An 11,807-nucleotide genomic window follows, 5' to 3' on the forward strand; every position below is an offset into this window, starting at 1 on the left:
GTCTGACCAGCCGCTGCAGCTCAAGCCCAGTCACTTTCACCCAAGCCCCGAGCAGGCACCGGCATGCCCTCGGCTGCTGTGATTTTCCGGCCAGAGGAGCAGCAGGGAGCGTGCGGTCGGGGGCTGAGGCGCCGTCGGCCGCCCGGACGCGCGGAGCGGCCATCGCCCGGCCTGGCTCGAGCCGGACCGGCCGGATGTCTCAGTCGGGCGCAGCGCGCGAAGCGTCACGGTCGGGCTTGGTCGGCTCCGACCCGGCGGTCGCCGGTGCCGGAAGCCTCTTGGCCGGACGGCGACTGCGGAGCAGCAGTCGTCTTGCGGGACGCTCCACCGCCTCGTACAGGACCCAGGACAGGCCGAGTGACACGGTGAACGCGACGGCGGTGGCGGCCAGGGCCCCGAGCAGGCCGAAGCGCGGCGAGGTGCCGAGCAGATCGGTGCCTGCCCGCAGGACCAGCAGGTGGACCATGTAGAAGGCGAACGAGAGTTCGCCCAGCCGTACCATCCGCCGGTTGCGCCACAGCGAGGGCAGGTCGTGCAGGTCCGCGACCGCGGCTGCCGGGATGAGCAGAGCGAAGCCGACGATGGTGCAGGTCGTGGCCGGGTACCCGGCGGTGACCTGCGGGACGAAGAAGTAGCCGATGAGGGCCAGCGCAAGAGAGGCCTCAAGGCCGGGGCCACGCCAGCGGCCGAGAAGCACCAGCCGGGCGACGGCGGCACCGAGGACGAACTCGGGCAGTCGAGCGGCGGGGAAGGAATTCAGCGGCTGGCCCAGCGTGTCGTGCGCGTCCGCCCAGGCCAGGGCAAGTACCGCCAGCACCGATCCGCCGGCCACGGCCGCCGCTCCCCGGGTGCCGACGCGGCGCAGCAGAAGGACCAGCAGCGGGAAGGCCGCGTAGAAGAAGGCCTCGCAGGTCAGCGACCAGCTGACCGGGTTCAGCGTCTGCCACCACGGGCGCCACCAGGAATGCACCAGAAGCACATTGGCCAGTGCCTGAGTCGGTGTCGGTCTCGCCTGATGGGCCAGCGTGTAGGCCATGAACAGGGCGATCACGACGGTGGCCAGATGGATCGGGTAGATACGGGCGAAGCGCCGCCGCCAGAAGGCGAGGGCACGGTCGTTCGGCCGCACCGACCACATCAGTACGAATCCGGACAGCACGAAGAAGAACGACACCCCGTTCGCTCCGGCCCCGAACGCCCACGTCATGATGTGGTCGCCGGTGCCTGAGAAGTAGCCGAAATTGCGCACGTGCAGTCCGAAGACCAGCAGCGCGGCCACCCACCGCAGTCCGGTGAGGGACGGCAACACGGGCACCGGCGGAGGAGCCTTGGCGCGGGTCGCGGTGGCCGACGGGTCGCGCACCGCCTTGGTCGCCGTCGTCATCGAGTCACCTGCCTGGGGGCGTTTGTGCATGACATGGAGGGGCACCTTGCCCGCTCGCCGTTTTTCAATCCGGTCCCGTAGGCAATGTCACACTGGCGTGGACGAGTACCGAAGCTGCACGTCGGCGTTTCTCCAAAGGTCCGAAAAGGGCCGGGCGGCCGGTGCCCGCTGTGGACCCGGTCCGGCCGGACCGCGCACGGGGCGGGTCCGGCACATGACCAGCGGCGGGGGAGTCTCGGGGGATCCGCTGCGGACGGACCGGGCCGTGCCCGTGACGAAACCGGTTCGGCGGAATCCGCTACTCCTCAGTTGGCGGCGGAGGCGAGCATGTCCAGGGAGACCTGCCACAGACGGGCGGCGCTCCGCTCGTCCAGGGCGTAGCCGGCCACGCCGCGGCGAAGACCGGGCTGGTGCGGGCCGGCCTCGTTACAGTCCTCGAAGTACCTGCCGGTGACGCCTGCCACCAATGGGGATGCGGCGAGCAGAACAGATGTGGTGGCGTCCTGCTCGATGTTCTTCACGGACACCCCGGAGTTCTTGCCGGGCTCGAAGGAGGCCGGGGCGTTGGTCGGGGTGCCGATGTTCCGGGCGAGGTTGGTCTCGGCGATGCGCCCCGGGTTGAGCGCGTTGACGCTGATGCCGTCGTCGGCCCAGCGCTTCGCCGCCTCCACCGCGAACAGGATGTTCGCCGTCTTGGACCGGCTGTAGGCGGCCCAGGCGTCGTACGGGTCCCGTTCGAAATGGATGTCGTCGAAGCGGACGTCCCCGATGATGTGCCCCACCGAACTGACGACGACGCGTGCGCCGCCGGCCGCCTTCAGCGCGTCGTGCAGACCGGTCGTCAAAGCGAAGTGCCCGAGGTGGTTGGTGGCGAACTGGAGTTCCCACCCCTCGGCGGTACGCGCGGAACCAACGTCTCCGATGCCGTCCTCGACGCCGTCGCACGCGCGCTGGGACTGAGCGGCGACGGACGCAGTCATCTGTTCGCTCTGGCGAGGCCGACCCGGCGCCGGCCTCGTCCGCTGCCGCCACAACGGGTGCGCCCCGCGCTGTACCGGCTCCTGGACAAGCTGACCGACGTACCGGCGCTGGTCATCGGCCGCCGCACCGACGTCCTGGCCACCAATCGCCTGTTCCGGGCCCTGTACACGGACTTCGACGCGCTGCCCCGGCGAGAGCGCAACATGGCGCGGTTCATCTTCCTCGACGATGCCGCCGGCAGCCTCTACGACGACTGGGAGGGCATCGCCCGCTCGAGCGTCGCCGCCCTCCACCTCTACGCCGGTCAGCACCCGCACGACCCGCAGCTCGCCGAGCTCGTCGGTGAACTGTCGCTGAAAGACACCGATTTCCGGACCTGGTGGGCCGATCACGACATCAAGCGCCGTACGTACGGAACCAAGCACTTCCACCATCCGCTGGTCGGCGACCTGACCCTGGACTACGAAGCGCTGGCCGTCACCGGCGACCCGGACCAGATCCTCGGCCTCTACACCGCTGAACCCGGCAGCGCGTCCGAAGAGGCTCTGGGCCTCCTCGCGAGCTGGAGCGGCGAACCACTGGGGGACCCGCACCCGGCCGCCTGACGACCGCGCCCGTCGACCTGCGGACCCACGCGAAGCCCTGAGCAGGCGGCGGGGCCCCGAGCGCCGTCGGCGCCCGGAGCCGGCCAATGGCGCCTCCGGACGCCGGAGCGTCCGACTCGGCCTCGCCGACCGCGGTTCACAACACACGCTGCCGGCGCCCGAGCCAGGTCTGTGCGACGACCACGACCGCCAGGAACGCGCCGCTGACGACCTGTTGGTAGGCGGAGTCCAGGGAGCCGATCTGGTTGATCACGTTCTGGATCACCTTCAGCAGGGCCACGCCGACGAGTGAGCCGCTGATGAAACCGAACCCGCCGGTGAGCAGAGTGCCGCCGATGACGACCGCCGAGATCGCCTCGAGTTCCATCCCGGAGCCGAGGATCGTCACACCCGAGACGAGCCATGCCGCGTTCAGGGCCCCGGCGAGGCCCGCGCACAGTCCCGACAGGGTGTAGACGGCGACCTTCGTCCGGGCCACCGGCGCGCCCATCAGTGCGGCCGCGTCCTCGTTGCCGCCGACCGCGTACACATACTGGCCGAAGCGGGTGCGTCTGAGGACCACGGCGCCCAGTACGAACAGGACCACGGTGATCCACACCGGCACACCGATCCCGAGCAACGAGCCCTGCCCGAGCTCGGCGAAGAACGAGTCCTTGTCGACGAGGTACGTCCGTGACCCCTCGTCGGTGAGCGCCAGCAGCACACCGCGCGCGCCGAGCATGGCGGCCAGCGTGACGATGAACGGTGCCAGTCCCGAACGGGCGATCAGGAGTCCGTTGACCAGACCGATCAGTCCGCACACCGCCAGGGGCAGCAGCAGCGCGACCGCGGTGCCGTACTGCGAGCCCCACGCGGCGAGGACCCCGCCGAGGGCGAACAGCGAACCCACCGACAGGTCGATCCCGCCGGTGACGATCACGAAGGTCATGCCGAGGGCGACCACGGCGAGGAAGGCCGACGACAGCGCCATGTTCTCCAGGTTGTCGCCGGTGAGGAACGTGTCGAAGCTCAGCGACGCGGCGACCATCGCGATCACGAGGGTGACCAGGGCGCCGTGCTGCTGAGCCAGCGCGCTCAGGCGTTCCGAGCGGCTCGCGCCCAGCGGGTCGTCGTCGACGAGGGTCGCGGCGGTCTTGGTGCGCATGGTGGTTTCCCCGGTATCCGTGGTCATCGCTTCCCCCGCTCGCGTGCCGCGTAGACGGCGCCGACGATCACTACGGCCTGCGCGATCTGCGTCCAGGACGGCGGCAGGTCGTGCTTGATGAGCGTGGTGGTGAGCAGTTGGATGAGGACGGCGCCCGCGGCTGTGCCGCCGATGCGGACGCGTCCACCGCTGAGCGGAGTACCGCCGACCACCACGGCGGTGATGGCGGACAGCTCCATCAGCGTTCCCAGCGAGGTGGGGTCGCTCGCCGTGAGCCGGGCCGTGGCCAGTACCCCCGCGATCGCGGCCAGCGCGCCGGAGCAGACGTACACCACGATGAGGACCCGGCGGACGGGAAGTCCGGCGAGGCGGGCCGCCGGCCGGCTGTCACCGATGGCCAGCAGTTGCCGGCCGAACGTGGAGCGGCGGACGACGAAGGCCACGATCACCGCGAGCGCGGCGGCGATCAGGACGAGGTACGGGACGCCCAGCACGTCGCCGGAGCCGAGGGCCGCCATACCGGGATCGTGGACGTCCTTGAGCTGGGGGAGCAGGACGAGTGCGAGACCTCGGGCGGCCACCATCAGCGCCAGCGTGGCGACGATCGGCTGGACCCCGACGAAGGCGATCAGCGTTCCGTTGGCGATGCCGACCACGACGCCGCCGCCGACCGCGAGCAGCCCGGCCGCCCAGGGCCCGTACCCCAGGTAGAGCGAGATCAGCGAGGTGGACAGGGCCATCACCGAGCCCACCGAGAGGTCGACGCCCTCGGTGCCGATCGCCAGCGCCATGCCCAGAGCGACGATCAGCACGGGGGCGACCTGGACGGCCTGGGTGCGGAAGTTCTCGGCGGAGGCGAAGTGGGGGGTGAAGACGAAGTTGAACAGCAGCAGAACCACGACACCGCCGTAGACGCCGTAGGTCTGCAGCAGGCGCAGCAGCCGGTCGCGGTCCACCGTGACGCCGGCGAGGGTGAGGTCAGCCATCGTGGCCTCCGGAGGGTACCGCGGCGATCGCGCGCATCAGCTCGTCCTCGGTGACGGCGTCGCCGGTGAGTTCGCGTACGACCGCGCCGTCCTTGAGGACCACCACGCGGTCGCTGCCCTCGATCAGTTCCTCGGTGTCGGAGGAGATCAGCAGCACCGCGAGGCCGTCGTCGGCGAGTTCGTCGACGAGCGCCTGCACCTCGGCCTTGGCGCCGACGTCGATGCCGCGCGTCGGTTCGTCCCGCAGCAGCACCTTGGGGTGCAGGGCGAGCCATCGGGCCAGCAGTACCTTCTGCTGGTTGCCGCCGGACAGTTCGCCGACCTTCTGATGGGGGCCGGCGGCCTTGATACGCAGCCGTGTCATGAAGGTGTCGACGATCCGGTCGATACGGGCGTCGTCCACCAGACCGAAGCGCGACAGCGCCGGCAGCGCGGCGAGCGCGATGTTCTCCCGCACCGACAGACCCGGCACGATGCCCTCGGCCTTGCGGTCCTCGGTCAGCAGGCTGATACCGGCGCGGATCGCGGCCGCGGTGGAGCCGCCGCGCACCGGCACCCCGGCCACGACGACCCGGCCCCCGTCGACGGGGAGGGCACCGGCGATGGCCTTCGCGGTCTCGCTGCGCCCCGAGCCGAGCAGGCCGCTGAGGCCGACGACCTCACCGGGACGCAGCGCGAGCGACACTTCGTTCACCTTGTGGCGTACCGTCAGTTTCCTGGCCTCGAGCACCGGTTCGTCAGCGGCGTCGTGGGATCCGGTGAACTTCGTCAGTCCCTCCTTGCGCACCTCGCCGATCTCCCGCCCGAGCATCAGCGCCACCAGACGCAGCCGGTCGAGGTCGGCCAGCCGTCCGGTGTGGACCACACGGCCGTCGCGCAGCACGGTGACCGCGTCGCAGATCTCGTACAGCTCGTCCAGACGGTGGCTGACGTAGATCACCGCGATGCCGCGTTCCCGGAGCGTGCGGATCACCCCGAACAGGGTGCTCACCTCCCGGGGTTCCAGCGAGGAGGTGGGCTCGTCCATGACCACGACCCGGGCGTCGATGGCCACCGTGCGGATGAGCGCGACCATCTGCTGTGCGCCGACGCCCAGTTCACGCAAGGGCCGGCGCACGTCCACGCGGATACCGAGGGCCCGCAGGGTCTCGTCCGCCTCACGGTGCATGCGCCGGAAGTCGATCAGGCCGAGCCGGCCGCGCGGCTCGCGGCCGAGGAAGAGGTTGCGGGCCACACTCATCAGCGGGACGAGGTTGACCTCCTGGTAGATGGTGGAGATGCCCGCCTGTTGCGCCTGCAGGGGAGTGGCGAAGCGGACGGGGGTGCCGTCGAAGGTCACCTCGCCGGCGTCGGGCTGGTGCACGCCGGTGAGCACCTTGATCAGCGTCGACTTGCCCGCGCCGTTCTCGCCGACCAGGGCGTGCACCTCCCCGGCGCGAGCGGTGAAGTCCACGTCGGACAGCGCCCGTACGCCGGGGAAGGTCTTGCACAGACCGGTGACCGTCAGCATCTCAGAAGGCCTTGCCCAAGTCGGACTTGGCGTTGGCCTCGGTGTAGGAGCTGTCCTGGATGACGATGTCCTGGGCCACCTCCTGGCCCTGGGTGAAGGTGTCCAGGGTTTGGAAGGCCAGCGGCCCGAAGCGGGGGTTGGACTCGATCACGCCGTCGATCCAGCCGTCCACGATGCCCTGCACGGCGTTTCGGGTGCCGTCGATGGTCACGATCTTCACATCGCCAGGCTTCTTGCCCGCGCCCTTGAGCGCGTTGACGGCGCCGAGGCCCATCTCGTCGTTCTCGGCGTAGATGCCCTTGATCCCCGGTTTGGACTGGATCAGGTTCTCGGTGACCGACTGGCCCTTCTCGCGTGCGAAGTCGCCGGTCTGCCGGAAGACGATCTTGAGGCCGGGTGCCTTCTCCTTGATCCGGTCCTCGAAGCCCTTGGTGCGCTCGGTGGTGACGTTGTTGCCCGCCGCGCCGAGGAGGATGGCGATCTCGCCCTTGCCGCCGGTCGCCGCGATCATCTGGTCGGCGGCCCGCTTGCCCTGCTCGATGAAGTCGGAGCCGATGAAGCTCACATAGTCCTTGCAGGCGGCGGCGTTTATCTTGCGGTCGATGGTCACGATGGGGATGTGCTTGGCGGCCGCGGCGCGCAGCACCGGTTCCCAGCCGTCGGAGTTGAGAGGGGCGATGACCAGCAGGTCGGCGCCCTTGGCGATCAGGTCCTGTACGTCGCTGATCTGCTTGGAGAACTGCGACTGGGCGTTGCGGTGAGGAGTTTGACGCCCCGCTTCTGGGCCTCGGCCTTGATGGACGCCGTCTCGGCGATACGGAACGGGTTGGCCTCCTTCTCGGACTGGGAGAAGCCGACGGTCGCGGACTTCAGATCCAGTTTCCGGCCGCCGTAGGCGTCGACCGTGCAGGTCGGCCCGGACCCGCCGCTCGGAGAGGCGACGACCTGGCCGGAGTCCTGCTGCTGCGAGGCGGTCTTGTCGTTGCCGGAGTCGTCTTCGGACTTGGTGCATCCCGTCATGAGCGCCAGGCCCGTGATGAGGCCGGTGGCGAGCAGCGTCCGTGCGGAGGCGCGACGCAGTGGTGCGGTGTGCTTCATCTGAGTTCCCCAAACGGCGTTGCCCCGGCGCTGAGAGCGCTCACGGGGAAGGGCGGCTCTTGCGGTCAACTCGGTGTGCACGGCGTTCAGGGGAGGTTTTTACATCGTTGAAAGGCGACTGTAAAGCCCGCCGCCCGAGATTCCGGTACGGCGGTCTGCGCCTCCGTCAGCGTCGTCCGAGGGTGCTCTCCCGCTCCACCAGCCGGAATTCCGCGGTGAGTTCGCGCCCACCCGGCTCTTCGCGTCCCGACAGGCTGCGCAGCAGAGAAGCCACCGCCATACGGGCGATGGCCTGCTTGTCCGGTGAGATCGTGGTCAGGGACACGGCACCGAAACGGCCTTCGGCGATGTCGTCGAAGCCCACCACGGCCACGTCCCACGGCACCCGCAGGCCTCGCTCGTGCAGCACCCGCATCGCCCCGATCGCGATCAGGTCGTTGAGCGCGAAAACGGCGTCGGGACGTATGCCCGAGTCGAGCAACTGGGCCATGGCCCGGGCGCCGTCGTCCCGGTCCCAGCCGCCGACCGGCACCACCAGGTCGTCCGGGGCCGGCACACCCGCCGCCGCGAGCTCCTCGCGCCAGCCGACGAGCCGCAGATGGGCCGGGCGGTTCGGGGAGTCGGTACGGGCGCCGAGGTAGGCGATGCGGGTGCGGCCACGGCCGAGCAGATGACGGACGGCGGCGCGCGCGGCGGCCACGTTGTCGATCGCGATGTGGTCGTGCGGAGCGTCGTATTCGCGCTCGCCGAGCAGGACCAGCGGCACATCGTCGGAGCGCCCCTGGAGGTCCTCGGCCTCCAGCTCGAGCGGGCTCAGGATGAGCCCGTCGATCACCCGGGCCCGGAAACCCTGGCTGACCAGCACTTCCTGCTCCCGTCTGCCACCTGTGTGGTCGAGCAGGACCGTGAACTCGTGCTCGGCGGCCGCGTCGATCACCGCGCCGGCCAGCTCCGCGAAGTAGGGATTGCCGAGTTCGGGGACGGCAAGCGCGATGAAGCCCGTGCGGCCCTTGCGCAGGTGTCGCGCGGTCAGGTTCGGCCGGTACCCCAGTTCGTCGATGGCCGCCTGGACGCGGGCCCGCATCGCCGGTGTGATGTGCGGATAGTTGTTCACCACGTTGGACACGGTCTTGATCGAGACGCCGGCCCGCGCGGCCACGTCCTTCAGGCTGACCCGCAAGAGATCTCCTCGGCATCGGTGGGAGCTCCGCAAGCCGGAGCTTTGTCATGGCCCTGGACAGCGGCCGGGAGCCGTGCTCTCATGCCAACTGCCGTGCTTCCAACGTTGTACAGACTGAAGCAGTGAGCCGCCACCCTTCCTCAGCCAAGGAGGATCCGTGCGCATCAGATCCCTGCGACACCGCCTGTCCCTGCTGCTCGCGGCCGCGCTGGCCGTCGCCGGCCTCGCCGCGACGCCGACCGCCACGGCAGCCACGACGCCGGCGAACGAGACCATCGAGGTCCACGGCCTCAAGGGCGAGTACTACACCCAATCCGCCCCTGGTGCCTTCGACTTCGCCCAACTCAAAGCCACCGGATTCGACCCGCAACTCGACTTCGCATCCCTGGAGTCCCGCCTCGCCTCGGCCACCGGGCAGTCGGACGACGTGAGCGTCCGCTGGACCGGCCGCATCGTCCCGGAGACGACGGGCCCCACCACGTTCTCCATCATCGGCGACAACGGATTCCGCCTCTGGGTCGACGGCAAACTCGTGATCGACCACTGGGTCGACGACTGGGACCGCGAACAGACTGGCACTCCCGTCGAGTTGACCGCGGGCAAGGCCTACGACATCAAGGTCGAGTACTTCGAGCATTACGGGGGCTCCAACCTCCATGTGCGCTGGACGCCGCCCGGCGGGACCAAGACGGCCATTCCGCAGTCGGCGTTCCTGCTGCCCGAGGGGTACGACTACGACGGCGCCATCGCCACCACCGTCCTGCGTGACGGCCGCACTCTCCAGCTCGACTTCGCCCAGGCGGTGGCCAAGCCCGACGCCGGGCTCACCGACCATCTCGACGCCGTCATCGGTGGCGCCACCTGGCCGCTGGGCACCGTCCGGCAAAACCCCGCCGACCCCGCGTCCCTGCTCGTCTCGCTGAAGCAACCCGTCGTCGGCAACAGGACCGGCACCGCACCGGGCCTGGCGGACGTCCGTTACGACGGCAAGGGCGGTCTGACGGACAGGAGTGGCAACGCTGTCAGCGCGTTCTGGAGCAGCGGCGCCAACCACTCGACCTACGAGCTGCGCACCAAGTGGGCCGACGACGTCACCCCGGCCAACGCCCATCGCGAGTACCCAAGGCCCCAGCTCACCCGCGACGCCTGGCAGAACCTCAACGGCAGCTGGCAGTTCGCTGCGGCGAAGGCGGGGGAGCAGCCGCCCGTGGGACGCGACCTCGGCGAGCGCATCCTCGTTCCGTACCCCGTCGAGTCCCAGCTCTCGGGCATCGAACGACACGAGGACCGGATGTGGTACCGCCGCACCTTCACCGTGCCCGCCGACTGGAAGATCGGTGACGGCAAGCGGCTGCAACTGAACTTCGGCGCCGTCGACTGGCAGGCGGAGGTCTACGTCAACGGCACCATGGTCGCCGAACACAAGGGCGGCTACGACAAGTTCAGTGCCGACGTCACTGACGCCCTCAAGCCCGGCCGTACCCAGGAGCTGATCGTCGGCGTCTACGACCCGACGGACGCCGCCGGCGGTGAGAATCCGCCGCTCGGCAAGCAGCGCCTGGACCCCAGCGGTATCTGGTACACCCCGTCCTCGGGTATCTGGCAGACGGTGTGGCTGGAGCCCGTCGCCACCGACCACGTCGACCAGTTGAAGCTGACCCCCGATGTCGACAGCGGCACGCTCACCGTCGAGCCGCAGGGGGTACGCGACGGCGTCCAGGTCACCGCGACCGCGTACGCCGGCAAGCGCAAGGTCGCCACCGCCACCGGCCGCACCGGCGAGCCCCTCACTCTGGAGATCCCGCACGCCCGCCTGTGGTCACCCGACGACCCGTTCCTCTACGACCTGAAGGTCAACGTGGGCGACGACCGGGTCGGCAGCTACTTCGGCATGCGCTCCATCGCGGTGCAGAACATCAACGGCGTGCCGCGCACGGTCCTCAACGGCAAGCCGGTCTTCATGATGGCCACCCTCGACCAGGGGTTCTGGCCCGACGGACTGCACACCGCGCCCAGCGACGAGGCACTCGCGTACGACCTGAGGATGCACAAGAAGATGGGCTTCAACGCGGTCCGCAAGCACATCAAGGCCGAACCCGATCGCTGGTTCTACTGGGCCGACCGGCTCGGTCTGCTCGTGTGGCAGGACATGCCCGCGATGACAGCGGGGGTGAACCCGTCCGCCACGGCGCGCGCCGAATACGAGCGTGAGATGAAGGAGATGATCGACGAGCACATCAGCAGCCCGGCGGTCGTGATGTGGGTGGTCTTCAACGAGGGCTGGGGCCAGTACGACGTCGGCCGCATCGCCTCCCAGGCCAAGTCCTGGGACCCCACCCGCCTGGTCAACAACATGTCGGGCCTCAACCTCGGGGCCGACGGCGGAGCCGGCGACATCATGGACGAGCACGGCTATCCGAGCGCGGCCCTGCCGCCGCACCCCGATGGTCGCAGAGCCCTGGTCAGCGGTGAGTACGGTGGTCTGGGTCTTGCGGTACCGGGCCACGCATGGTCGGTGCAGCAGTCGTACGTCGACGTGGACCCCACCACTTACACCGACGACTACCTGCAGAAGCTGTCCGAAGTGCACGCATTGGCCTGCCGTGGTGACAACGGCGCGGTGTACACGCAGATCTCGGACGTCGAGGGCGAGCTCAACGGCCTGATGACGTACGACCGCAAGGTGATCAAGCCCGACGTGGGGCGCCTGAAGGCGGCCCACCAGGCGCTGATCGACGACGCGTCACGGGCGGTGCCGGCGGGGTGCGCCTGACGAGCGATGTCGGTGGGGTGCGTCTGACACCCAGGCAGGACCGGCCTGCGCCTCCCCGCTGGGCCCCCTGCCCCCGCCCCCAGCCGTGACGGTCCCGGGCCGGGTCGGCTCGCTGTTTCGACGCAAGGACGAGGGCGTCGACCAGC

Annotated in this window: 8 protein-coding genes and 1 pseudogene; 2 read left to right on the forward strand and 7 right to left on the reverse strand. The window is 69.6% G+C overall.

The window, feature by feature from the left end; all coding sequences use genetic code 11:
* Positions 1 to 199: 199 nt before the first annotated feature.
* Positions 200 to 1,384 (reverse strand): acyltransferase family protein, encoded by a 1,185-nt coding sequence (locus tag ACWDA7_RS44530; RefSeq protein WP_450612833.1) that lies wholly within the window; start codon positions 1,382 to 1,384, stop codon positions 200 to 202.
* Positions 1,385 to 1,689: 305 nt separating this feature from the next.
* On the reverse strand, positions 1,690 to 2,364 hold the full coding sequence (locus tag ACWDA7_RS44535; RefSeq protein ID WP_450612819.1) for an SDR family NAD(P)-dependent oxidoreductase: 675 nt from the start codon (positions 2,362 to 2,364) through the stop codon (positions 1,690 to 1,692).
* 57 nt (positions 2,365 to 2,421) lie between these two features.
* On the opposite strand from ACWDA7_RS44535, the gene ACWDA7_RS44540 reads away from it, so the two are divergent.
* Positions 2,422 to 2,970, forward strand: a complete 549-nt coding sequence (locus ACWDA7_RS44540) for an MmyB family transcriptional regulator (RefSeq protein ID WP_450612821.1) — start codon at positions 2,422 to 2,424, stop codon at positions 2,968 to 2,970.
* Positions 2,971 to 3,106: 136 nt separating this feature from the next.
* Here ACWDA7_RS44540 and ACWDA7_RS44545 read toward each other — a convergent pair whose 3' ends face one another.
* From ACWDA7_RS44545 to ACWDA7_RS44565, 5 genes and pseudogenes are all read right to left on the reverse strand, one after another.
* Positions 3,107 to 4,114, reverse strand: coding sequence for an ABC transporter permease (locus ACWDA7_RS44545; RefSeq protein WP_450612823.1), 1,008 nt, complete (start codon positions 4,112 to 4,114; stop codon positions 3,107 to 3,109).
* Between the two features lie 23 nt (positions 4,115 to 4,137).
* The gene (locus ACWDA7_RS44550) at positions 4,138 to 5,100 is read right to left on the reverse strand and encodes an ABC transporter permease (RefSeq protein WP_450612825.1); all 963 of its coding nucleotides are present in this window, start codon (positions 5,098 to 5,100) and stop codon (positions 4,138 to 4,140) included.
* A complete protein-coding gene (locus tag ACWDA7_RS44555; protein WP_450612827.1) occupies positions 5,093 to 6,610 on the reverse strand; it encodes a sugar ABC transporter ATP-binding protein in 1,518 nt (505 codons plus the stop codon). Before ACWDA7_RS44555 ends, ACWDA7_RS44550 begins: the two co-directional genes overlap by 8 nt.
* A gap of 1 nt (position 6,611) precedes the next feature.
* Positions 6,612 to 7,630: pseudogene (locus ACWDA7_RS44560) on the reverse strand (ABC transporter substrate-binding protein).
* A 244-nt stretch (positions 7,631 to 7,874) separates the two neighbouring features.
* Positions 7,875 to 8,888, reverse strand: coding sequence for a LacI family DNA-binding transcriptional regulator (locus ACWDA7_RS44565; protein WP_450612829.1), 1,014 nt, complete (start codon positions 8,886 to 8,888; stop codon positions 7,875 to 7,877).
* A 157-nt stretch (positions 8,889 to 9,045) separates the two neighbouring features.
* On the opposite strand from ACWDA7_RS44565, the gene ACWDA7_RS44570 reads away from it, so the two are divergent.
* Complete coding sequence (locus ACWDA7_RS44570) at positions 9,046 to 11,661, forward strand: PA14 domain-containing protein (RefSeq protein WP_450612831.1); 2,616 nt, start codon at positions 9,046 to 9,048, stop codon at positions 11,659 to 11,661.
* Positions 11,662 to 11,807: the final 146 nt, after the last annotated feature.

Source organism: Streptomyces sp. NPDC001156, from assembly GCF_053598275.1.